22 protein-coding genes are annotated in these 23,758 nt (G+C 58.3%); 21 read left to right on the plus strand and 1 reads right to left on the minus strand.

From position 1 onward, the window contains the following. Nucleotides 1-294 precede the first annotated feature (294 nt). The 7 genes from AUC61_RS17195 to AUC61_RS17225 all read left to right on the plus strand — a co-directional run bounded on the left by AUC61_RS17195 (nt 295) and on the right by AUC61_RS17225 (nt 7,695). Nucleotides 295-1,212 (plus strand): LysR substrate-binding domain-containing protein, encoded by a 918-nt coding sequence (locus AUC61_RS17195; protein ID WP_243247396.1) that lies wholly within the window; start codon nt 295-297, stop codon nt 1,210-1,212. A gap of 268 nt (nt 1,213-1,480) precedes the next feature. Further along, nucleotides 1,481-1,912 (plus strand): DoxX family protein, encoded by a 432-nt coding sequence (locus AUC61_RS17200; protein ID WP_243247397.1) that lies wholly within the window; start codon nt 1,481-1,483, stop codon nt 1,910-1,912. Next, nucleotides 1,905-2,534, plus strand: a complete 630-nt coding sequence (locus AUC61_RS17205; RefSeq protein WP_243247398.1) for an antibiotic biosynthesis monooxygenase — start codon at nt 1,905-1,907, stop codon at nt 2,532-2,534. Before AUC61_RS17200 ends, AUC61_RS17205 begins: the two co-directional genes overlap by 8 nt. 151 nt (nt 2,535-2,685) lie before the next feature. After that, nucleotides 2,686-4,524, plus strand: a complete 1,839-nt coding sequence (locus tag AUC61_RS17210; RefSeq protein WP_122662126.1) for an amidohydrolase — start codon at nt 2,686-2,688, stop codon at nt 4,522-4,524. 52 nt (nt 4,525-4,576) lie between these two features. Beyond that, a complete protein-coding gene (gene ycaC, locus AUC61_RS17215; RefSeq protein WP_122661995.1) occupies nt 4,577-5,206 on the plus strand; it encodes an isochorismate family cysteine hydrolase YcaC in 630 nt (209 codons plus the stop codon). 381 nt (nt 5,207-5,587) lie between these two features. Next, nucleotides 5,588-6,808 (plus strand): MFS transporter, encoded by a 1,221-nt coding sequence (locus AUC61_RS17220; protein WP_243247399.1) that lies wholly within the window; start codon nt 5,588-5,590, stop codon nt 6,806-6,808. Between the two features lie 44 nt (nt 6,809-6,852). Further along, nucleotides 6,853-7,695 carry a fumarylacetoacetate hydrolase family protein gene (locus AUC61_RS17225; RefSeq protein ID WP_243247400.1) on the plus strand — a complete coding sequence of 281 codons (843 nt, stop codon included), beginning with the start codon at nt 6,853-6,855 and terminating at the stop codon, nt 7,693-7,695. A 223-nt stretch (nt 7,696-7,918) separates the two neighbouring features. Here the strand turns inward: AUC61_RS17225 and AUC61_RS17230 are convergent, their stop codons facing one another. Next, nucleotides 7,919-9,127 (minus strand): YbfB/YjiJ family MFS transporter, encoded by a 1,209-nt coding sequence (locus AUC61_RS17230; RefSeq protein ID WP_243247401.1) that lies wholly within the window; start codon nt 9,125-9,127, stop codon nt 7,919-7,921. A gap of 145 nt (nt 9,128-9,272) precedes the next feature. Here AUC61_RS17230 and AUC61_RS17235 point away from each other — a divergent pair, with 145 nt between their 5' ends. From AUC61_RS17235 to AUC61_RS17300, 14 genes are all read left to right on the plus strand, one after another. After that, complete coding sequence (locus AUC61_RS17235; protein ID WP_243247402.1) at nt 9,273-10,145, plus strand: LysR family transcriptional regulator; 873 nt, start codon at nt 9,273-9,275, stop codon at nt 10,143-10,145. A gap of 249 nt (nt 10,146-10,394) precedes the next feature. Next, nucleotides 10,395-11,246 carry an STAS domain-containing protein gene (locus AUC61_RS17240; protein WP_243247403.1) on the plus strand — a complete coding sequence of 284 codons (852 nt, stop codon included), beginning with the start codon at nt 10,395-10,397 and terminating at the stop codon, nt 11,244-11,246. 4 nt (nt 11,247-11,250) lie between these two features. After that, nucleotides 11,251-11,613, plus strand: coding sequence for an STAS domain-containing protein (locus AUC61_RS17245; protein ID WP_243247404.1), 363 nt, complete (start codon nt 11,251-11,253; stop codon nt 11,611-11,613). Then, the gene (locus AUC61_RS17250; RefSeq protein WP_122662009.1) at nt 11,610-12,014 is read left to right on the plus strand and encodes an anti-sigma regulatory factor; all 405 of its coding nucleotides are present in this window, start codon (nt 11,610-11,612) and stop codon (nt 12,012-12,014) included. Before AUC61_RS17245 ends, AUC61_RS17250 begins: the two co-directional genes overlap by 4 nt. After that, a complete protein-coding gene (locus tag AUC61_RS17255; protein ID WP_243247405.1) occupies nt 12,005-13,021 on the plus strand; it encodes an ATP-binding SpoIIE family protein phosphatase in 1,017 nt (338 codons plus the stop codon). The genes AUC61_RS17250 and AUC61_RS17255 overlap by 10 nt, the downstream gene beginning before the upstream one ends. Beyond that, nucleotides 13,014-13,880, plus strand: coding sequence for a sensor histidine kinase (locus AUC61_RS17260; RefSeq protein WP_243247406.1), 867 nt, complete (start codon nt 13,014-13,016; stop codon nt 13,878-13,880). The genes AUC61_RS17255 and AUC61_RS17260 overlap by 8 nt, the downstream gene beginning before the upstream one ends. Further along, complete coding sequence (locus AUC61_RS17265; RefSeq protein ID WP_243247407.1) at nt 13,870-15,825, plus strand: hybrid sensor histidine kinase/response regulator; 1,956 nt, start codon at nt 13,870-13,872, stop codon at nt 15,823-15,825. Before AUC61_RS17260 ends, AUC61_RS17265 begins: the two co-directional genes overlap by 11 nt. A 514-nt stretch (nt 15,826-16,339) precedes the next feature. After that, nucleotides 16,340-16,669, plus strand: coding sequence for a hypothetical protein (locus AUC61_RS17270; protein WP_243247408.1), 330 nt, complete (start codon nt 16,340-16,342; stop codon nt 16,667-16,669). A 403-nt stretch (nt 16,670-17,072) separates the two neighbouring features. Next, nucleotides 17,073-18,023: a LysR family transcriptional regulator gene (locus tag AUC61_RS17275; protein ID WP_243247409.1), complete on the plus strand. Its 951-nt coding sequence runs from the start codon at nt 17,073-17,075 to the stop codon at nt 18,021-18,023. A gap of 361 nt (nt 18,024-18,384) precedes the next feature. Then, nucleotides 18,385-19,845 (plus strand): SidA/IucD/PvdA family monooxygenase, encoded by a 1,461-nt coding sequence (locus tag AUC61_RS17280; protein ID WP_243247410.1) that lies wholly within the window; start codon nt 18,385-18,387, stop codon nt 19,843-19,845. Beyond that, a complete protein-coding gene (locus AUC61_RS17285) occupies nt 19,842-20,816 on the plus strand; it encodes an ABC transporter permease (protein ID WP_243247411.1) in 975 nt (324 codons plus the stop codon). The genes AUC61_RS17280 and AUC61_RS17285 overlap by 4 nt, the downstream gene beginning before the upstream one ends. After that, nucleotides 20,813-21,718 (plus strand): ABC transporter permease, encoded by a 906-nt coding sequence (locus AUC61_RS17290; protein WP_122663697.1) that lies wholly within the window; start codon nt 20,813-20,815, stop codon nt 21,716-21,718. The genes AUC61_RS17285 and AUC61_RS17290 overlap by 4 nt, the downstream gene beginning before the upstream one ends. After that, nucleotides 21,715-22,728: an ABC transporter ATP-binding protein gene (locus tag AUC61_RS17295; RefSeq protein WP_243247412.1), complete on the plus strand. Its 1,014-nt coding sequence runs from the start codon at nt 21,715-21,717 to the stop codon at nt 22,726-22,728. Before AUC61_RS17290 ends, AUC61_RS17295 begins: the two co-directional genes overlap by 4 nt. After that, the gene (locus tag AUC61_RS17300; RefSeq protein ID WP_243247413.1) at nt 22,718-23,731 is read left to right on the plus strand and encodes an ABC transporter ATP-binding protein; all 1,014 of its coding nucleotides are present in this window, start codon (nt 22,718-22,720) and stop codon (nt 23,729-23,731) included. Before AUC61_RS17295 ends, AUC61_RS17300 begins: the two co-directional genes overlap by 11 nt. Nucleotides 23,732-23,758 lie beyond the last annotated feature (27 nt).

A 23,758-nucleotide genomic window follows, 5' to 3' on the forward strand; every position in this document is an offset into this window, starting at 1 on the left:
ATGGGATGAACGACATGCAAACCACTGGATTGAAATGCATTTTCTGTAGGAGCTGCCGAAGGCTGCGATGCATTTCTCCTGACACACCGCGATCGCAGCCTCCGGCAGCTCCTACAGACACCAATGTTTGCTGCGCGGCAGCCCGGTGTCAGGGAGGCGGTGTGATGTCCTGCGGGAATTGCGATTGCAGGTAACATAAAGCACAAAACTACAAGGCAGGACGCCGACAACCGTGCTTACCTGCCATCAGGTAAGCCTTGGCTATTTTCATTCCTCAGATCCGGACCTTTTCCCATGAATCGCAATGACCTGCGCCGAGTCGATCTCAATCTGTTGGTGATTTTTGAAGCATTGATGTTTGAGCGCAATCTGACCCGGGTCGCGGAAAAGCTGTTCATGGGGCAGCCCGCCGTCAGTGCTGCGTTGTCTCGTTTGCGCGATCTGTTTGACGACCCGCTGCTATTGCGTAGCGGCCGCGGAATGGAGCCGACGGTGCGGGCGCTGGACATCCTCAAGGAAATCCAGCCAGCACTGGATACGATTTCCGGTGCGGTCAGTCGCGCCAAGGATTTCGATCCTTCAACCAGTTGTGACGTATTTCGTATCGGCTTGTCCGATGACGCCGAGTTTGGTCTGCTGCCACCTTTGCTGCATCAACTGCGGGAAGAAGCGCCTGGCATCATCGTGGTGGTTCGGCGCGCCAACTACCTGTTGATGCCCGCATTGCTCGCGTCGGGAGAGATCTCGGTGGGCGTCAGCTATACCACCGATTTGCCCGCCAATGCCAAACGCAAGAAGTTACGCGACATCGATTGCAAGGTGCTGCGTGGAGATTCTCGCCCAGGTGCGCTGACGCTCGACGAGTACTGCGAACGGCCTCACGCAATGGTGTCGTTCTCCGGGGACCTGTCCGGCAACATCGATCTGGATCTGGCCAAAGTAGGGCGCACCCGCAAAGTGGTGCTGGGCGTGCCGCAGTTCAATGGCTTGCGTGCCTTGCTGGCAGGGACCGAACTGATCGCTACTGTGCCGGATTACGCTGCCTGTGCTCTGGTTGAAGGCTGCGCGTTACGTGCTGACGATCCGCCGTTCCCGATTGTCCCGGCCGAGTTGTCGATGGTCTGGAGCGGGGTGCACGACAATGATCCCGCTGAACGCTGGTTGCGCTCACGCGTCAGTCAGCACATGTCCAAAACCCCTGACGTGAGTTGAGACGGTCTATGTGGGAGCTGGGCTTGCTCGCGATGAGGCTGGACGCGATTTACGTTAGATCGCGTCCAGCCTCATCGCGAGCAAGCTCAGCTCCCACATGGCGGGTCGCTGTCTCGAACATCCCTGGCCGTGTTTTTGGGCACGGCTGATCCAATAAAGCACAAGCATTCAATTATCATTTAGCTTTAACGCGGCACTATCGAATCCAGAGTTGGCCAGTACATGCAGACCCGCTGTCTTGGCCATTTCCCAATTTCGTGGGTGCGTGATGATTGATTCGACATTAGAAAATTTATCCCTTGAGAACCGGGCCCGCGACCTCGGTCTGCTGTTTCTCAGGATCACCGGCGCTGCTTTTCTCCTGGCCGTGCATGGCCTGCCCAAGCTGCTCGATTTCAACAACCAACTGACGCTTATCGAAGACCCGTTCCATATGGGCGCGCAGTTGACCCTGATTCTCGCGATCTTTGCCGAAGTCCTGTGCCCGCTGCTGATCGCGGCGGGGATCTTTGTGCGTCTTGCCTGCCTGCCCATTCTGTTCTTGTTGCTGGTTGCCCTCATCGTGGTCCACCCGGAGTGGACGCTGGAGCAGGGTCAGTTCGGCTGGTTGCTACTGATCATTTTTACCTCTGTGTTTATCGCCGGGCCAGGACGGCTCGCGCTTAACGCACGTTTCAACGGAGTGGTTCGTTATGCCTGATTCAAACTCTCTGGCCCAGGAAGCGGTCGTGGTCAACCAGCCAGCATTCAATGAGGTTGTGACGCTGGTGATCAAGCACCGCATTCGCGCGGGTATGGAAGCTGATTACGAAGCGTGGTTGCGCCGCATTGTCGGGATCGCATCCGGATACCCAGGCCATTTGGGCGTCGACGTGATCCGCAGCAACTCGGGTGGCCTGCATTTGTTTACCTGCGTACTACGCTTTCATTCGACCGATGCCATGCAGCGCTGGCTGGATTCTGACGAGCGCAGCCAGTTGGTCAAAGAAGCCCATCCGATGCTCGCCGATGGCGACCAGACTGAAGTCAATCCGCACAACGAGTTCTGGTTTACGCCGGCGTCCGAAGCGTCCGCGCCGCAGCCGCCGCGCTGGAAACAAGCCTGCGTGACCTTTCTGGTCATCTGTCCGCTGACGCTGTTGATCCCATTGATCTGGGGCCCGGTTTTCGCTTTGAGTCCGCTGCTCGCCAACTACGTGGTGAGCACCGCATTGGTCACGGTGACCATCGTCTTGCTGGTTTGCTACGTGATGATGCCCGCCGCAACCCGGCTGTTTGCACCTTGGCTGAACGCCGCGCAGAAACAGCCTCCCATGGAGTGATGCGATGAGCAATGACGATAAAGACCCCGATCAGGAACGCCGCCGCTTTCTGGCCAAAAGCACGTTGCTCAGCGCTGCTGCAGCGATCTTTCCCTCTTTCCCCTTCGCTGGCTATGCCGGTGCCTCTCAATACTCTGTCGAAGGAACTGCAATGAACGTCGAACTGATTCTCTATAACGGCCAACTGCATACTGTCGATCGTGAAAAACCCAAGGCCAGCGCCGTCGCCATCAGCGGTGGCCGCTTCGTGGCGGTTGGTACCGATGCTGAAGTCATGGCGCTGCGGGGCAGTGCGACTCAGGTCATCGACCTGCAAAAACGCACTGTTATCCCGGGCCTCAATGACTCCCACCTGCACTTGATTCGTGGCGGGTTGAACTACAACCTCGAACTGCGCTGGGAAGGCGTGCCGTCACTGGCGGACGCGTTGCGCATGCTCAAGGATCAGGCTGACCGTACACCGACCCCGCAGTGGGTGCGTGTAGTTGGCGGCTGGAACGAATTCCAGTTTGCTGAAAAACGCATGCCGACCCTGGAAGAACTCAATCAGGCAGCACCGGATACCCCGGTTTTCGTCCTGCACCTCTACGACCGTGCTTTGCTCAACCGTGCCGCACTACGTGTGGCTGGCTACACCCGCAATACGCCAAACCCGCCGGGTGGCGAAATCGTTCGCGACTCCAATGGCGATCCGACCGGCATGCTGGTGGCCAAGCCCAACGCGATGATTCTGTACTCGACACTGGCCAAAGGGCCGAAGCTGCCGCTTGAGTATCAGGTCAACTCGACGCGGCAGTTCATGCGTGAACTCAATCGTCTGGGCGTCACCAGTGCGATCGATGCGGGCGGTGGTTTCCAGAACTACCCGGATGATTACGCCGTCATTGAGCAGTTGGCCCGTGAGAAGCATTTGACGGTGCGCATTGCCTACAACCTGTTCACCCAGAAGCCGAAAGAAGAACTGGCTGACTTCAAGAACTGGACCAGTTCGGTCAAGTTGCATCAGGGTGATGACTTCCTGCGTCACAACGGCGCCGGTGAAATGCTTGCGTTCTCGGCCGCAGACTTCGAAGACTTCCTGGAGCCACGCCCTGATCTGCCACCGGGTATGGAGCAGGATCTGGAACCCGTGGTCCGTCACCTGGTGGAGAATCGCTGGCCGTTCCGCCTGCACGCCACCTATGACGAATCCATTTCGCGGATGCTCGACGTATTCGAGAAGGTCAACCGCGAGATCCCGTTCAACAATCTGCCGTGGTTCTTCGACCATTGCGAAACCATCACGCCGAAAAACATTGAGCGCGTTCGTGCGCTGAATGGCGGTATCGCGATTCAGGACCGGATGGCTTTCCAGGGCGAGTACTTCGTCGAGCGTTACGGTTCAAAGGCGGCCGAACACACGCCGCCGATCAAGCGCATGCTGGCCGAGGGCGTTCCGGTCGGTGCCGGTACCGACGCCACGCGAGTCTCCAGCTACAACCCATGGACGTCCCTGTACTGGATGGTCAGCGGTCGTACGGTTGGCGGGCTTGAGCTGTATCCAGAAGGCCTGTCACGTGACACCGCGCTGGAGCTGTTCACTCACGGCAGCGCCTGGTTCTCTTCCGAGCAAGGCAAGAAGGGCATGATCAAAGTCGGCCAACTGGCTGACCTGGTGGCCCTGTCGGCAGATTACTTCAGCGTTGAAGAAGAGTCGATCAAGTGGATCGAATCGGTGCTGACAGTGGTTGACGGCAAGGTGGTGTACGGCAGCGGCGACTTCGAAAAACTCGCGCCGCCTCAGGTCCCGGTCCTGCCGGACTGGTCGCCGGTAGTCAAAGTGCCAGGTCACTGGCGCCCGAATTCGCCGCTGGTGGCGCAGGTTCACCAATGCAGCGGCCCTTGTGTCGTGCATTCCCACAGCCATGAGCGCGCGCGTATGTCCAGCGTACCGGTCAGCGACTTCCAGGGTTTCTGGGGCGCATTCGGCTGTTCATGTTTCGCATTCTGATCAATAGCCATTACGGCAACGCTGACATTCTGAAACCTGAAGGAGTTATCCCATGAGTACTGCTACCCCTTGGAAACGCTTGAACAAAGACGACGCGGTTGTTTTGCTGGTCGACCACCAGACTGGTCTGATCTCGCTGGTGCAGGATTTCCAGCCTAACGAGTTCAAGAACAACGTGCTGGCACTGGCTGATCTGGCCAAGTTCTTCAAGCTGCCGACCATTCTGACCACCAGCTTTGAAAACGGTCCGAACGGCCCTATGGTTCCTGAGTTGAAAGAGCTGTTCCCGGACGCGCCGTACATTCCGCGTCCAGGCCAGATCAACGCCTGGGATAACGAAGACTTCGTCAAGGCAGTGAAAGCCACCGGCCGCAAGCAACTGATCATCGCCGGTGTTGTGACCGACGTATGTGTCGCTTTTCCGACCTTGTCGGCGCTGGCTGAAGGTTTTGAAGTGTTTGTCGTGACTGACGCGTCGGGCACTTTCAACGAAACCGTGCAACAGGCTGCCTGGGCCCGCATGACGGCTGCCGGTGCGCAACTGGTGAACTGGTTCTCCGTAGCGTGCGAGCTGCAGGTTGACTGGCGTAACGATATGGAAGGCCTGGCGAACCTGCTGTCGCCACGCATTCCTAACTACCGCAACCTGATGAACAGCTACACAGCACTGACTGCCAAGTAAGTTCGGCGGGTCAAAAAGGCGCCCCACCTCGGTGGGGCGCCTTTTTTTGTGCGGTAAATGCGGTCTCCCGCAGTGAAACAATGACACGGAACCGGCTTCAGCCGCCAAGGCGGCATCACTGACGATGAAGACGGACCGTACGGACCTCTTCGGCTGAAGCCGGTCCTGCGGGATAGCGCGGTCTATGTGGGAGCTGAGCAGATGGGTGATGGCGTGGGATCCATACAATCTCTGTGCATGGGCCGTCAGAAATACCGTCTTCCCCCTGTCAATTCGAGCGCTGCCCCGGATTCATTGTCTGTTGCTTAATAAGCACGGCCAAACAATCCCGCTCGATGCTATTCGTTGTTTTATAAGCGCATTGATCATTGAGGCTGCCCCATGAATTTTCGACATTACACGCTGGGTCGCCGGGGTTCTTTCTGGGTGGCTGCTGCGGTGGTCATGCACACGTTGTGGACCAGTGCGGCGCCTGCCATGACCTACCCGCTGTATGCCCGGGAATGGTCGCTGACACCGACCGTCACGACGCTGATCTTCGCAGTGTTCCCCATCGCTGTGGTGGCGACACTGATCGTGCTCGGTGATTTGTCTGACTACATCGGACGGCGGGCTGCGATGCTGCTGGGGTTAGGGTCATCACTGCTGGGCGTGTTGCTATTCGCTGTCGCACCCGACGTGACCTGGCTACTGATCGGGCGGGCGTTCATGGGTGTCGGCGTCGGACTGTCTGCCGGGCCTTCAGCCGCTGCGGTGGTGGAGTTCAGTGCGCCGGGGCAGGCTAAACAGGCCGGTTCGATTACCACCGCAGCGCAGGCATTGGGGTTGGCCTCAGCGTTGATCCTCAGCGGCGCGTTGATTCAGTACGCGCCGCTGCCGACCCGCTTGAGTTTCCTGCTGTTAGTGCTGGTGTTGATTGCAACGCTGTTCGGTACCTGGTTCCTGCCCCGGCATACACGCGCAGAAAGCAGGCAGGCCTGGAAGCCGCGCTTGCCGAGCATCCATAAACCGCTGCGCAGGGTGTTTCTGGTGGCAGTCACCGCTGTGCTCAGCGGCTACTCACTGGGGGCAACGATGCTCTCGTTAGGGTCGCAGATTGCCCACGACCTGATCGGTTCCAGCAATGCATTGGTCAACGGCGCCGCTATTTCGGTGTTTGCGATTGTTACTGGCGCGACCGGTATTGTCGCGCGGCGCTTGTCTGCCCATATCGCGATCATCATTGGTGGTGCATTCGCCTGCATGGGCATGTTGTTGCTGATCCTCGCAACCTCCGACCATGCTCTGCTGGTCTTCCTGTTATCGAGCGCGAGCAGTGGTGTTGGCTATAGCCTGCTGTTCATGGGCGGCCTGAATCTGATCAACGCCCATGCACCGGCTCATCATCGGGCAGGCACTTTGTCTGCGTTGTTTTTGGTGGCGTATCTGATGCAGGGCGTGGTGGCGATGTCGCTGGGCAGGGCCGCGACACGCTGGGGCCTGGATCTGGCGATTGATGTAGGCTGTGCGGCACTCGCATTGTTGAGCCTGTTTGCGATTTTGCTGGTGGTCCTTGTGCGCAGGCCCGCCATCGCCAGCAGCGCCCAGCCATTGACACCTTGAGATTACAGTGTGCTTGCGCCTATCTACTGACAAGGAATACCCCTATGAAGCTGGTTCGTTTTGGTTTGCCGGGTGCTGAAAAACCGGGTCTGATCGACTCCAACGGTGATATTCGTGACCTCTCTGCTCACCTCGATGACATCGACGGCGCTGCACTTTCCAGCGAAAGCCTGTCGCGTTTGAGCGCGATCAATAGCGCGTCGCTGCCGTTGGTTGCTGTCGATGTGCGTGTTGGCCCACCCGTCAGTAAGGGCGGGCGGGTGATCTGCATCGGGCTCAATTACACCGATCACGCCGCTGAAACCAATTTGCCGATCCCTGCCGAACCGGTGATGTTCCTCAAGGCTTGTCATCCTACCGGCGCCAACGACGATATTCGCTTGCCGATCGGCTCGGTGAAGGCCGACTGGGAAGTCGAACTGGGTATCGTCATCGGTACTCAAGGGTTGTACATCGACAAAGCTGACGCCTTGAAGCACATCGCCGGTTACTGCGTGGTGAATGACTTTTCTGAGCGCAGTTATCAGATGGAGCGGGGCGGGCAGTGGACCAAAGGCAAGAGCTTCCCAGGCTTTGCGCCTGTTGGCCCTTGGCTGGTAACCACGGATGAAGTGGCTGATTCCGGCAAGCTGGCATTGTGGCTGGACGTTAACGGCACGCGCCATCAGGACGGCAACACGGCTAACCAGATTTTCGATGTGGCGACTGTCGTGAGCTATGTGTCGCAGTTTATCGAGCTGGAGCCCGGCGACCTGATCTGCACCGGTACCCCCGCCGGGGTCGGGCTGGGCCACAAGCCTGAGCCGCTGTTTCTCAAACCCGGCGATGTGGTGACGCTGGGTGTCGAAGGGCTTGGGCAGCAGCGGCAGGTGATCAAGGCTTTTTGACGTTGCCTGAAATGCGATTACCTTGGGGGAAATTCTGTGTTGGCCTGCAAACGCAAACCCCGGTAGGAGCGAATTTATTCGCGATGGGGGCGGTGCATCCGCAGCCTGTGTACGAGGCTTGCTCAGGACTCAGCCCTTGATGGGGCAGGCATGGGATGTCGTCGCTCATCGCGAGCAAGCTCAGCTCCCACAAGGGGAGCACATTTCACATCCGGTAAGTGGTTTAATTTCGAGCAATCAAAGCAGCAACAAAATCAGCCACTAAAGCCACCGCAATAGCCGACGCGGCGATCACGAACAACATGACGTGGTGGCCGTCGTTGGCGTTGAAAATCACTGAATACCCATAACCGCCCAGCGCTTGAAACGTCGCAAAGGAAACGGTCGCACGGCTCCAGGCTACTTGCTGCTGGTCGTGGCGAGGTACCAGCTCGTGGATCCGGCCCAGCGCCAGTGGCACGATGCCGGGCGGGAACGAACCAATGATGATCGCCAGCAGCGCGAGCAGGGCGAAACTGCTGGTGCTGCACAACAACGCGACAGCCACTGCCTGTACTGCCAACACCACACGAATTGAGGTGCGCGCGCCCAGACGGTCCGCCAGAAAGCCATAGACCACTGGCCCCAGAATCGCCCCGACGCCGTACATGACCCAGATCACTGCACCGGCGTGCGCAGTAAGACCAAGCCCCCGCGTCACGTAATCCACCAGAAATACCATCGCTGGTACCAGACCGATGGCCATCAGCGCGTATTGGCCGAACAACAGGTAGATCCCTGGATCCATGCGGCTGTGCTGCGTTTGATGGGGCTCCGGGTTTGAGGCCGACGCTGCTGCGGTAGCACTTACCGATGGCCAGCCGAACCAGCTGATTGCGGTCAGTGCGAGGGAAACCAGGCCCAGACCAATCCAGGCATCGCGCAAGCCCAGCGACAAAAGGAACGGTACCAGCGTGCCGGAACCGGCGATGCCGAGGCCGACGCCGATAAAGATTGCGCCGCTGGCCAGCCCCCGGCGAGCGACGGGCACGTGAGGAATCACGGTTGCGGCCACAACCACCATGATTGCGCCGCCCGCGATACCGGACAGCAAGCGCCAACTGAAGAACCAGGCGAGGGACAGCGGGTAAGCGCACGCAAAGAACGAGGCGGTGGCAATCAGCATCATCAGCCGCAGTGAATGCCCGTTGGACAGTCGCGCGGCAATAGGGCGGCCGGTCAGCGCGCCGATCAGATAACCGATCAGATTGGCTGCGCTGAGATAAATCACATCCGATGCGGAGAACCACTGGGCGTGAATCAACGAAGGAATCAACGGCGTATAGGCAAATCGCGCCAGGCCAATGCTGACCAGGCTGGCGCTAAGGCCCGCAAGAATATGCAGCCAGACGCTATTGCGCCGGGGTGCAAGGGTGTCAGTGGTGGTGTGCATGGTGGAATGTCCTTTCCCATGAATTCTGGAAATTAAAGTGAGCACTGCAAAGTGCTTGGCTGCGTCCATAGTAACGGCGATGATTGATGCAATATTGCAGTTAATTCTCTTGGCTAAGATGCAAAAATGCATCGCGGAGGCGTTTTTGAATTGGGACGACACACGAATCTTTCTGGCTGTGTGCAGGAAGTCCACGTTGCGCGGCGCGGCGCGCGTGCTGAATGTGGATCAGGCCACTGTCGGGCGCAGAATTGCGGCGCTGGAGAAAGCGCTGGGCACCACGGTATTTTTACGGACTTCGGAAGGCTACGTGCTGACAGCCGCGGGGGAGGCGGTGTTTCGCTCGGCGGAAAAAATGGAGCGTTCGGCACTGGAGCTTCAGCGTCAGGTTCAGGGGCTTGATGATCGACTGAAGGGAGAGGTGCGCATCACCTCTACCGATTCGTTAGCCATCGACTTTCTGATTCCCGCCATCGCCAACCTGCATCGGCAGCACCCTGATGTGAAAGTCCGGCTTGATGCTTCTATTCAAATGCTCAGCCTGTCCAGGCGCGAAGCCGACATTGCGATCAGAAACGTCAAGCCGGAAAACCCTGACCTCATTGCCCGGTGCATCGCGCGCTGGCCGGTGGGGCTGTTCGCTTCGGCGGAATATGCGCAACGTCGCGGCTCACCTGAACAAGGTGCAGCCTTTGCCGGGCACGACGTGATCATGTTTCAGCCCTATCTGGAAAGTGGCCGTGAAGCGACTATCGTTTCTGAGCCGGTCACCCATGGGCGTCTGGTTGCAACCGTTAATTCGGGCTTGATGATGCGACATTCAATCGCTGCAGGAATCGGCATCGGCGAAATCCCGGTGTGCCTGGGTGAGCGGGACGGGCTGACCCGGCTGTGGCCTGACCGACAACGACAGGAAACCTATGACGTCTGGCTGGTGACTCACGAAGATTTGCGGCATACCGCGCGGGTCAGGGCGGTGATTGATCAGATTGTCGACGTATTTGGCGAGGTTGGATGAGGCTTATAGTGCTTACACTCGAATGGATGCTTTTGACATCATAAAACCGATTTACGGTTGTTTTTCCTCGAAAATCGGCGTCTTTACACCTTGACGACGAGCATTAACCAATGTGCCATTATCGGCCGCTTGCATTTCAAGGCAAATGGTAGAGAATCGCCGCATGGCGAGCCTCGCCCCCCTTTTTCATCTTTATATTGCATGCCTGAGTGATCAGGTTTGCCGACATCGGTCAGGAGTTCAAACAATATGGCAGCAGTGCAGCAGCAGACCGTTGAAGCGATCAAGAAGTCTCAGTCCGAGTTGACAGCCGCATGGGTTGCAGCACTGGAAGCAAACGGCGCCACTCGCAACATCAAGGATGATGACCTGAAACAACAGATGGCAGATTTCTTCCACCTGGTTGTTTCTGTGGCTGAGAAGGGCCGTCACCAATCACTGGCAGGCAGTGACTGGGACGAAATTCGCCAGTTCCTCGAAAAGCTTTCTCAAAGCCGCGCCCTGATCGGTCAGGACTCACAGCAGACCGCCAGTTTTATTTTTTCCTTCAAAGGGCCTTTGTTTGCTTTGCTGCAGCGTGAATACCACGCAGATCCGGTGATGTATGCCGAACAGTTGCTGGAGCTTTCCGAGTTGCTTGATGCGCTGGCCATGCACACTATTCGCACCTTCCAGAAGTCGCGTGAGAGCGTGATCAAGCGTCAGCAGGAAGAGTTGCTGGAGCTGTCGACCCCGGTCGTCAAACTATGGGACGGCGTACTGGCTTTGCCAATGATCGGCACCCTGGATTCGCAGCGGACTCAGGTGGTCATGGAGTCCCTGTTGCAGCGCATCGTCGATACCGGTTCGGAAATTGCCATCATCGACATCACCGGCGTGCCAACCGTTGACACGCTGGTCGCCCAGCACCTGCTGAAAACCGTTACTGCTATCCGTTTGATGGGCGCTGACTGCATCATCAGTGGCGTGCGCCCACAAATTGCACAAACCATCGTGCACCTGGGTCTGGACCTGCAAGGCGTCGTGACCAAGGCTAATCTCGCCGATGCGCTGGCTCTGTCGCTGAAGCGCCTGGGGCTGACCGTCACCAAGGCGGTATAAGTTCATGGAACGTATTCCTATTTTGCAGATGGGTGCTTATCTGCTCGTCACTATTCAGGTCGACATGCACGATCAGCTTGCGCTGACCCTGCAGGACGACCTGTCCGAGCGCATCAGCAAAACCTCTGCACGGGGTGTATTGATCGACATCTCAGCGCTCGACATCGTCGATTCGTTCGTCGGGCGCATGATCGGCACCATTTCCGGCCTGTCGCGGATCATGGATGCCGAGACCGTGCTGGTGGGTATGCAACCCGCTGTGGCGATCACGCTGGTTGAACTGGGCATGACCTTGCCGGGTGTAAGCACCGCGTTGAACGTGGAGCGCGGTATGAGACTGTTACAAGAGCGAGTTGACGCGCAATGACCGTGCGTAGCAGCGGCACGCAACCGGTGCTGATCGAACAGGATGTCGTACTTGCACGCCAGACGGCTCGCAAGCTGGCTCAGGAGTGCGGCATGCGCTTGATCGATCTGACCAAGATGGTTACCGCCGTCAGTGAGTTGGCCCGTAATACCATGGTTTACGGTGGCGGCGGCGACATGGACTGGCAGATTATCGAAGATGGCCTGCGCACCGGCTTGCGGATCACCTTCCGCGACGAAGGTCCGGGTATCCCTGATCTGAAACTGGCGATGACCGATGGCTGGACTTCCGGCAATGGCATGGGGCTTGGTCTGACGGGCGCCAAACGCCTGGTGGAAGAGTTTGAACTGGACACCGCGCCCGGTGCCGGTACTCGCATAACGATTACCCGATGGACTTGAATCTGCGCAGCACCCTGACGCAGGTTTTGTTGATCGAAGACTCCAGCCAGGTAGGGCACGCCAGACGAACCGCTCAGCAATTGGCGCAAGCACTTGCGTTCGATGAGGTGGATGCCGGACGTGTGGCGTTGGTGGCAACGGAACTGGCCAGCAACATCCTCAAGCATGTCGGGCGTGGTGAGTTACACCTGCGGGTGTTCGATTCACCTGCACTGTCTGGCATCGAGATTATTGCGGTGGATCGCGGCCCGGGTTTCGACCTGCATGATTGTCTGCGCGATGGTTTTTCGACCGGCGGCACGCAAGGTATAGGCCTGGGCGCAATGGCGCGACAGGCGGACGTCTTTGATGTCCATGCGGATGCCCGTGGCGCAGTGGTTCTGACCCGGTTTTATCGACGCAAAGACAAGGTCCGGGACCTGCGCATCGGTATCAGCCAGCATTCACTGCATGATGATCCTGCCTGCGGCGACGTCTGGTCGTTGGCAATGGAAGGGCAGCGGATCAGCGTGCTGGTGGTGGATGGCCTGGGTCATGGCGAAGACGCTGAGGTCGCCGCTCGGGCGGGTGAAGTGGAGTTTCAGCGGCGGCCTTTCGATTCGGCCGAGCAGATTTTTGACGATATGCACCACGCCATGAGGGGCACGCGTGGCGGCGCGGCGGCAGTCGTTCAGTTCGACGCGGGTAGTGGTGGGCTGCGTTTTGTGGGAATCGGCAATATCGGCGCAACTCTGATTGAGGGTGATAAAACCCGAGGGTTGGTATCGCATCCGGGCATCGTCGGTCTGCAGTTCCGAAAGGCTCAGGCGTTCGAGCATGCGGGCGCGCAAGGGCAGTTGCTGGTGATGTTCAGCGATGGCCTGCAATCTCGTTGGAACCTGCGTGACTATCCGGGTCTGATCTATCGGCATCCAGCGATTATCGCTGCTGTGCTGCATCGCGATTTTTGCCGCGGTCGCGACGATGTCACTGTTTTGGTCATTACCCTGGAGGCGTTCAATGCCTGATTCGACTGTTACCGATCAGTCCCTTGAGCTACAGCAACTGCGCGCTGAGGCGGATGCCTTGCGTGCCGAGCTTGAAGAAACCAATCAGGGTGTACTCGCGTTGTATGCCGAGCTCGACAATCAGGCAGATGAATTGCGTCAGGCCTCTGACTTGAAGAGCCGCTTCCTCTCATACATGAGTCATGAGTTCCGTACCCCGTTGGGCTCGATTCTGAGTATCACCAGCTTGCTCAAGGACGAAATCGACGGGCCGTTGAGTGAAGAGCAACACAAGCAAGTTGCATTCGTCAGTGGCGCGGCCCGTGAGTTGAGCGATATGGTCGATGACTTGCTGGACCTGGCCAAGATTGAAGCCGGACGCATCTCGATTTCCCCCGCCTGGTTCGACATGTTCGACTTGTTCTCGGCGTTACGCGGGATGTTTCGACCAATCGTGAACGCCTCGTCTGTTGACCTCATTTTCGAAGAACCAGTGGGCCTGCCACGCCTGTACACCGACGATAAAAAGCTTGCACAGATTCTGCGCAATTTCGTTTCCAACTCCCTCAAGTTCACTCAGCGTGGCGAGGTGCGGGTTTCGGCCCGGCTGGAAGGCGAGAACGAAATACGCTTCGCGGTAAGTGACACCGGCGTAGGCATTCCTCAGGAAATGCACGGCGCGCTTTTCGAAGACTTCTCCCAGATCGATTCGCCCTTGCAGAAACGGCTGCGTGGAACGGGCCTTGGCTTGTCTATATGCAAACGTTTCGCTGAGTTGCTTGGCGGGCGGGTAGGGCTTGAGAGCGAGCCGGGCCTGGGGTCAACATTCTTCGTCATCATTCCGCTGGCCATTGCGGCAGGGCACCCCGATGAAACGTGAGCTGCGGTTACTGATCGTCGATGACAACGCCGCCACGCGTTACGCGTTGCGTCGGCGCATGGAGCGTCACGACTTCATCGTTTCGGAAGCGGGCACCGGCACCGAGGGCCTGGAGCTGATCGCTGCACAGGTTCCTGATGCATTGATCCTTGATGTGAACCTGCCGGACATGAGCGGTTTTGACATTGTCAGACTGCTGCGCTCCGAGCCACGTACTGCTTTGCTGCCGGTGGTGCATGTCTCTGCTGCGTCTATTCAGACCGCGGACATTGTTACCGGGCTGGAGGCCGGGGCTGATGCGTATCTGGTGCACCCGGTAGACCCGGATGTGCTGTTGGCTACATTACGCACCTTGCTGCGGGTACGAGACACCGAATACGCCTTGCGCGAAAGTGAGGCGCGCTTCCGGGAAATCTTCGTCAACATTTCTGCGCCCATTGCAGTCATGGATGCACAGCTCAAGGTTCATGAATGCAACCACGCCTTCGCACTGCTGATTCAGCAAAGCGTGGCACAGCCAACAATGCTCGGCTCCCTGGCTGACGGTCAGGATGAGATTATTCAGGAACTGCGCGCTGGCTTGCTGGCGGGCGAACGCTGGCAAGGCACATTGCGCATGCTGGTCAGAGGCGAGCTGCGTGAGACCGAGTGGCAGATATCGCCTTATCGCACGCCGCAGTTGAGCCTGGTGTTTATCGAGGACGTGACAGAGCACCGGCAGCGAGAGCAGTCACACCTCAAGCAACTCGACAACGTCAACACCCGGCTTGCCCACGAGGTTGCCGAACGGGCGCGCACTGAGGCGCAGTTGCTTCAGGCGCAAAAAATGGATGCGATTGGCAAGTTGACCGGCGGCATCGCCCACGACTTCAACAATTTGCTGACCGGGATCATTACCGGCATCGAGTTGATCAAGAAGCGCACCCAGGAAAACCGTCCCGAGAAAATCATGCGTTACGCCGAGGCAGCGCTGGCGTCGGCGTCAAGTGCCGCTGCATTGACTCACCGCCTGCTGGCATTTGCCCGTCAGCAGCCACTGGACGCCCGGCCGATCGATATCAACCAACACATCCGGTCCCTGGAAGACTTGCTACGGCGCACCATCGGCAAACGCATAGCGCTGACACTGGACCTTACTTCGCAGTCGGCCATCGCGCTGGTGGATTCCAGCCAGTTGGAAAGTGCTTTGCTGAATCTGGTCATCAATGCCCGCGACGCATTGCCTAAGGGCGGCACGATCCGTGTGACCACTTTCGCTGCTCATTCCAAGGGCGACGCGAGGCTGGCGGACGGTCCGTACCTCGCGCTATCCGTTAAAGACGACGGGATTGGCATCGAACACAGCGTCATCGATAAAGTATTCGACCCGTTCTTCACCACCAAACCTATTGGTGAAGGCACGGGGCTGGGGCTCTCAACGATTTACGGTTTTGCCCGGCAGTCGCGGGGCGATGTCGTGATCCGTAGTGTTGCGGGGCACGGGACTGAAGTCACCCTGATGCTGCCTGCCGGAGTCGACTCCGTGCCGGTCGAGCTGCCACCCGCCGCCGCGCCACGAGAGGGCGCAGGGCAACACATCCTCATCGTGGAAGACACAGCTTCGGTGCGAATGTTCGTCAACGAGTTATTGATCGATACAGGTTACCGCTGCACCCAGGCATCGGACGTTGCTACGGCGCTTTCGATACTGGAAAACGATCCATCGATCGACCTGCTGCTCACAGACGTCGGTTTGCCACATATGAATGGCCGCGAGTTGGCGGATCGCGCCAGAGCCTGGCGACCGTGCCTGCCGGTGCTGTTCATGACCGGGTACGCAGAGAATGCCGTTAACCGGCAAAGCTTCCTGGGGCAGGGCATGGACATGATCATCAAACCTTTCAAGCTAGGTGCCTTGCTCGAGAAAGTCGACTTGATGCTGGAGACAAATCCCCGCGAAGCCTGACAGACCGGCACGTTTCGGTGACCGGTCGGTCAGAATCAGAAATATGTAGTGCTCTAAAATAATCACTACATAATCATTGACGCATGCCGTTTCGACTTGCATTATGCAGCTGTCTCCCTGATCGGGAGAACTGGAAAGGGTGTTCTTGACATGCACGACGAGCCGTCGTGATGTTCCCGGATGTGTGCTGCCCACAAGGCAGATTGATGAAGCTGACCTGGCATGAGCGTTATTTGACGTGAAGGTGCTGGCGATACGTCCTCATGAGGCTTGTGGCTGACTGCTGTCAGAGTCGCTGTTGGTCTCGGATATTCGCTAACTCTCCTCTCGTTGTGACGCTGCTCTGTAGCGGCTTTTCATCAAGGCTACATGCATCTAGTCAAGGGCCGACTCTGCAGACGTATGAACGAATGCTGTGTTTCGTTTATCTGCAGCGACATGAACCCATTGGCCGATTTGATGATGTGTTTGAGCTGACTAATTAATCAGATGACGAGCGGTCAAGGAGTTACACATGAACTTGAATAACCAACCAACGATTAATGAACTTGCCGAGCTGTTTGCAGCGCGTAAAGACAGCCTCGATAACCACATATTGTGGGTCTGCGAAGAGGGCGAGGTGCGTATTGACCCTCTTGCATCAGGCGTACCTGAAGAAGAGTTTGTTCATCGCCATCCGAACCTGCGCGCCCGGTTGTCGATGTACCGTCGTGGTCACGGCTGGGTCGGTAAAAAAGCAGCCGCCGACAAGCAGTTCATGAGCGATGTCCTGCAAACACTGCACGATGCCTGGAATCAGGCTGAGCGTCAGCCAGACGTTCGGGTTGCAGAAGGCTCGTATTGATGTGAACTCACGGCCATCTTCGTGGGAGCGAATTCATTCGCGAAGACTGCCGGGACAACGATAAATATGCAGTGACGATACCGGCCTCTTCGCGAATGAATTCGCTCCCGCTAAGGGGGGGTAGGTATATCCGGTAGTGGTTAGTGCAGTTCAAGAGCGCTCATAAGAAGTGCGAACCGGTAAGTTGTTTTAATGTGCCCTCCGAGCATGCTCGGAGGGCATTTTGTTTTAGATTAATGGAACGCCAGAACAGTAAGTTCCCCCCTGTATACGCTCGTGCAGCTTCTGGCCTGTATCGCGCCAAGTAGGCGTGTTGTGTTCGATAGGTTAGGCTTGGCCGCGTCCCAGTGTGGGTTAGCGCCGGGCGGTATCTGATCTTCATCGTTCATTACAAGGCGTACGTATGGATTTGCGGCAACTGGAAGCGTTCGCGGCGGTCATGTCGGCGGGCAGTGTGACGGCGGCAGGCAAAATGCTCGGCCGTTCACAACCCTCTGTTACCCGGGTCATTCAGGAGCTTGAGCAGGAGCTCGGCTTTGCGTTGTTCGAGCGCAGCGGGCCCAAGGTCACGCCTACCCAGAAAGCCTTCATGATGTATGCGGAGGTCGAAAGTGCCTTGTTGGGCATACGCAATATCCGCCAGCGTGCTCAGCATATTGCTCAGGACGAGAACCGTCAGATCAAGCTGGTGGCAATCCCGGCGCTGGCTGCCGGGCTGCTTCCACTGGCTCTGTCCCGACTGCCACAAGCCCTGCAGCCGCAGCATATTCAGTTGCACAGCATGTCTCCGGAAAATGTAGTCCAGGCGGTACTTTCAAAGACGATGGATCTCGGGGCCGTGAGCCTGCCGCTTGAGCATCGGGGTCTGGATATTCACTGGATTGGGGAGTCGCCGTGTGTCGCTGTTCTGTCAGGCGATTCGGAGCTGGCTCGTTACGATGTGCTGCCTATGGATGTTCTGGCTGAGCATCCGTTGATCACTATGTCTAACCCGTTCCGTTTCCGGCGTCGCATCGATAAGGCGTTTCAGGATGCGGGCGGAAAGACGCCGCATATGCTCGATACAAATACCTCGCTGGTTGCGATGCAGATGGCCCGCGTGGGGTTGGGAGTCGCGCTCGTGGATCCGTTCACGGCGTTGGGCGTTCCGATCAGTGGTGTTGTAGTGCGACCTATCGAGTGCAACATCCCGTTCTTCTTCGGCTTGATTTCTGCCTTCGCCAGCCCGCTTTCCGACGTGTCGGTCGCCCTGGTAGAAGAGCTCGCCCAATCCGCTCAATCGCTGTTGCCGACCATGATCATGCATGACCCCAGCGAGCATGACGCTTTGCTGCAAAGTATTTATGCGGGTTAGCCGCAGGTTTTGAGCGGTGCGCTTACCTTCATCAGAGCTAAACCCAATCTTGATCTGAAATGCAGTTCCCTGTGGGAGCAGAGCTTGCTCGCGATAAGGCTGAATGCGATCTGAAGTGAATAGTGTCCAGCCTTATCGCGAGCAAGCTCTGCTCCCACAAGGGATCCGCATTTGCCGCACATCTTCATCCCTAATTCCTTTCTGGAATATCAATATTCAATAATCATCGTTGTAGGAATATTCGGCGGCTTTTACTATTCGCTATATGAATTCATACCGCTTATGAATTCGAAAATGTATGAGTGTGGAACGCTTCTTGTATAGCAAGTGACCACCTTTCCTCGAGCGCCGAGTATTGAAAATGTCCGATATGAACACCGTCAGCGGTCTTGCTGCGCTGGAAGCTCGTCTGCAGCAGGATCTGCAATGGCTGGATCTGCCCGCATCACCCTGGGTAAAACCACGGGTCAATGACGGCCAGGCGGTATTGGACGTGGCCATCATCGGCGGCGGTATGGCAGGGCTGGCACTGGCCGCCGAGCTGCGCAATATGGGTGTGGTCGCGCGCATCTACGACCAATCGCCCACCGGCTTCGAAGGCCCTTGGGCGACCACGGCGCGCATGGAAACCCTGCGCTCGCCCAAGCAGTTGACCGGGCCTGCACTGGGGTTGCCCGCACTGACCTTTCGTGCCTGGTTCGAGGCCCAGTTCGGCCTGGAGGCCTGGAACGCTCTGGACAAGATTCCGCGTCTGCAATGGGCTGATTACCTGCGTTGGTATCGCAAGGCATTGAATCTCGACGTGCGCAACGAGCATCGCGTCAGCCGCGTACAGCCTAGGACTGACGGGCTGGTGGAACTGGACATTGAGGGCCCGGCGGAGACTCAGCACGTGCTGGCTCGCCATGTAGTCCTGGCGACCGGGCGCGACGGCTTAGGCGGTCCTTGGGTGCCCGATTTCGCGCACGACTTGCCCCGAGACGTCTGGGCGCATTCGGCCGACGGTTTGCAGGATGACTGGTTCGTCGGCAAGCGCGTTGCAGTGATCGGTGGTGGTGCGTCGGCGATGGACAGTGCCGCCACGGCGCTGGAAGCCGGTGCGCAGCGTGTCGATCTGTTGATTCGTCGGGCCGAGCTGCCACGGGTCAATAAAGGCAAGGGCGCCGGTAATCCGGGCATGACCCACGGTTACTGGCGTCTGCCGGATGCCTGGAAATGGCGAATTCGCAAATACCTCAACACTCAGCAAGTCCCGCCGCCACGCGGCAGCACCCAGCGCGTCTCGCGCTCACCCAACTCACGCTTTCTGTTGAACAGCCCGGTTGTCGCCGTTCAGCAAAACCCGGCCGGTGGCCTGTGGCTGGATACGCCGAAAGCTCGGATCGAGGTGGATTTTCTGGTGTTTGCCACCGGCTTCCGGACTAATTTCCAACTGCGTCCCGAATTCGCCAGTTTCGCCCAGCATGTCCGTGCCTGGAGCGACAGCTTCACACCGCCAGGGGGCGAGCCGGATAACGAACTGGAGGACTTGCCGGACCTGGGCCTGTGCTTCGAGTTTCAGGAGAAGACCCCTGGCGCATGCCCTGGCATCGGTCAGATCCACTGCTTCAATTACCCCGCAGCCCTGAGCTACGGCGCGGTGTCGGGTGATATTCCGGCCATCAGCGAAGGCGCCAAGCGTCTCGCTCAAGGTCTCGCCGGGCAGTTGTTCAATGAAGATATCGAGCTGCATTTCGCGGCTATGCAGAATTATGCCGAGCCTGAACTGCTCGGTGACGAATGGGTTGCCAGCGAGCCTACGGCTCAAGAGTTGCGCGGATGATCGGCTGGCTGGTGCGGCGTCTGAGCCAGTCGCTGCTGGTGGTGCTGCTGATGACGCTGGTGGTGTTCATTGGCCTGAACGCCATAGGCAACCCCATGGATATTCTGGTCGGCGAAGACCTGAATCAGGCCGAACGGCTCGCGGCCATCGCGCATCTGGGGTTGGACAAGCCGTTGTGGCAGCAATACCTGCTGTTTCTCAAAGGCGCGGTGCAAGGCAATCTCGGGCAAAGTTTTGTCTATCACGAAGACGCCATGCGCCTGATCGTGCAGCGGCTGCCTGCAACGTTTGAACTGGCGTTCAGCGCGATGTTTCTGGCGGTTGTACTTGGCGTACCGCTGGGCATGTTCGCGGGCCGTTATCCCGATCATCCTCTGTCACGCGTGCTGATGGCTTCAAGCATCGTTGGTTTCTCGCTGCCCGCGTTCTGGGTGGCGCTGATGATGATCATGCTGTTCTCCATCAAGCTCGGCTGGCTGCCCGCCAGTGGCCGTGGCGAAACGCGCGAGCTGTTCGGTATTCAGTGGTCCTTTCTGACTCTGGATGGCTTGCAGCATCTGATTTTGCCTGCACTCAATCTGGCGTTGTTCAAGATATCCCTGGTGCTGCGTCTGACCCGTGCTGGAGTGCGTGAAGTGCTGCCGCAGGAGTACGTGAAGTTTGCCCGGGCCAAAGGCCTGTCACCGGTGCGGGTGATGTGCATGCATGTGATGCGCAACACCATGATCCCGCTGGTCACGGTGTTGGCCATGGAGCTGGGTTCGACCATCGCTTATGCCGTGGTAACCGAAAGCATTTTCGCCTGGCCGGGTGCAGGCAAGTTGATTCTGGACAGCATCAACATGCTCGACCGCCCGGTGGTCGTGGCATATCTGATGGTGGTCGTGGTGATTTTTGTGGTGCTCAACCTGATTGTCGATGCCTTGTATTACTTCCTCGACCCGCGTGTGCGTGTGGAGGCGAAACGATGAGCCAGGCTCCTGTAGCGACCTTCAAGGCGCAGTCTCCATGGCGGCGTGGTGTGTCGGAGTTCAAGACCTCGCCCACAGCCATGCTCGGTTTGCTGGTGTTGGTTTTCATCGTCGGGGTCGCGGCGCTGGCGCCGTGGATTGTCTATCAGAACCCTTATGATCTGATGCAGCTCAACGTGCTTGATGCGCGCCTGCCGCCAGGCACGGAGAACGTCGACGGCGGCTACACCTATTGGCTGGGGACTGATGGTCAGGGTCGCGACCTGTTGTCGGCGATTATCTATGGTCTGCGTATCAGTCTCTGGGTAGGTATCGGTTCTGCGTTGATCGCCGCGGTACTCGGCACCATGCTCGGTTTGCTTTCTGCCTATGCGGGCGGTTGGGTCGATGCCTTGTTGATGCGTCTGGTGGATCTGCTGCTGTCGTTCCCGGTCATTCTCATGGCGTTGATGATTCTTGCCTGGCTGGGCAAGGGCGTCGGTAATGTGATGCTGACGCTGGTGGTGCTGGAGTGGGCCTACTACGCACGGACTGCCCGGGGTCAGGCGCTGACTGAAAGTCGCCGCGAATACGTTGATGCCGCACGCGGGCAGGGCATTGGTTCGTGGCGCATCGTGGTTGGGCACATTCTGCCTAACTGCCTGCCGCCGCTGATCGTCATTGGTGCATTGCAGATTGCCCGGGCGATCACCCTGGAAGCCACGCTGTCGTTCCTGGGCCTGGGTGTGCCGATTACCGAGCCCTCTCTGGGCCTGCTGATTGCCAACGGTTTTCAGTACATGCTCAGTGATGAGTACTGGATCAGTTTCTACCCCGGTCTTGCGCTTCTGATAACCATCGTCGCCATCAACCTGGTGGGCGACCGTTTACGTGATGTGCTGAACCCGAGGTTGCAACGATGAGCCTGCCCGACATCTCTGCCGAGCCGTTGGCAAACGTGCAGCCGACTCTGGATGTGCGCGGGCTGTGCACTTCTTTCTACACTCGTGCGGGAGTGCTGCCTGCGGTGCGTGATGTATCGCTGAGCATTCAGCCGGGGCGCATCCTTGGCCTGGTGGGCGAGTCCGGTTCCGGCAAGTCAGTCACCGGTTTCTCCATCCTCGGGCTGGTCGATGAACCGGGGCGGATCAGCGGCGGGGAAGTGCTGTTTCAAGGCCGTGACCTGACGCGTCTGTCGGCCAAAGAGCTGCGTCACCTGCAAGGTAATCGGATCGCGATGATCTTCCAGGACCCGATGATGACCCTCAACCCGGTGCTGCGCGTCGACACGCAAATGATCGAGGCGGTGCAAGCGCATCAACCGCTCAGCCGTGCCGAGGCTCGTGAACATGCCAGCCGGACCTTGAGCCTGCTGGGCATCGCCAGCCCTGATGAGCGTCTGCGCGCCTATCCACACCAGCTGTCTGGAGGCATGCGTCAGCGGGTGGCGATTGCCATTGCGTTGCTGCACTCGCCTGACTTGATTATTGCCGATGAACCCACCACCGCGCTGGACGTGACCATTCAGGCGCAGATTCTCAGTGAAGTGCAGAAGCTGGTCCGCCAGCAGGGCACCTCATTGATCTGGATCACCCACGACCTGTCGGTCGTCGCCGGGCTGGCCGACGACATCGCCGTGATGTACGCCGGGCGGATCGTTGAGCAGGGCAGTGTCGCCGCTGTGCTGGATCGTCCGCAACATCCGTACACCCAAGGGTTGATCGACAGCCTGCCAAGCCGCAACAAACGCGGCCAGCGTCTGCGGCAGATTCCGGGCATGGCGCCAGACTTGCTGTCGATGCCAGCGGGCTGTGCCTTCGCTGCCCGCTGCAGCCGAGCGACTTCGGTGTGCGAGCAGGAACCGCCCAGTCAAGCGATAGAGCCGGGCCGACTGGTCCGCTGTTTTCATCCGGGAGCCGCCGATGAGCAATGAATCGACGCCAATCATTGAGCTGCGCGATGTCAGCAAGACGTTCGGTAAAGCCAGTCCTGAAACCGGGCTGCAGCATATGTTGCAGCGCCTGCAACTGACTCGGCCGACCTCGGTGACTCACGCTGTTGACCGGGTAGACCTGCGCATCGTGCGTGGCGAAGTGGTCGGGTTGGTGGGCGAGTCCGGCTGTGGCAAGTCGACCCTTGGCCGAATGGTCGCGGGCTTGCTGCCGGTGTCTTCCGGCACGGCTTTCATTGACGGCAACTCCATTGAGGATTTCACCCATGAAGAGCGTCAGGCTGCGCGACTGAAAATTCAGATGATTTTTCAGGACCCGTCCGCGAGCCTCAACCCGCGCCTTCGGGTGGACCGCATCGTCGGGGAGGGCGCGCTGCTGCATGGCCTGACCGACAAAGCCGGGTTCGACGATTACGTCAGCGCCCAACTGCAACGTGCCGGGCTCAGCCCGCAACTGCGCCAGCGCTATCCGCATCAGTTCAGTGGCGGTCAGCGTCAGCGCATCGGTATTGCTCGTGCGTTGGCGGTACAGCCTGAATTGCTGGTGTGCGATGAATCAGTGGCGGCACTGGACGTGTCGATTCAGGCGCAGATTCTTAACCTGTTCATGGACCTGCGCGACGAGCTGGGCCTGACCTATCTGTTCATCAGCCATGACCTTGGCGTGGTTGAGCATCTGTGCGATCGCGTGGTTGTCATGTACCTGGGGCGGGTCGTGGAGAGCGCCGACGTCGACGATCTGTTCAGTCGTGCCAATCATCCATACACCCAGGCTTTGCTGGCGCAGATCCCGCGTTTCGATATTCGCAGTGCCCGTTATGACGCGATCAAAGGGGAAATCCCCAGCCCGCTGAACCCGCCCGCCGGGTGTCATTTCCATCCTCGTTGCCCGCACGCCATGGCGCGCTGTCGCGTGGAAGTTCCACCGCTCAGGGAGGTTTCGCCGAACCACCTGAGCGCTTGTCACCTCAACGAAACAGCCTGAACGGGCGCCTGATCGTCCGTCTTTCTT

This window comes from Pseudomonas maioricensis, from assembly GCF_022790535.1.
Classification (GTDB): domain Bacteria; phylum Pseudomonadota; class Gammaproteobacteria; order Pseudomonadales; family Pseudomonadaceae; genus Aquipseudomonas; species Aquipseudomonas maioricensis.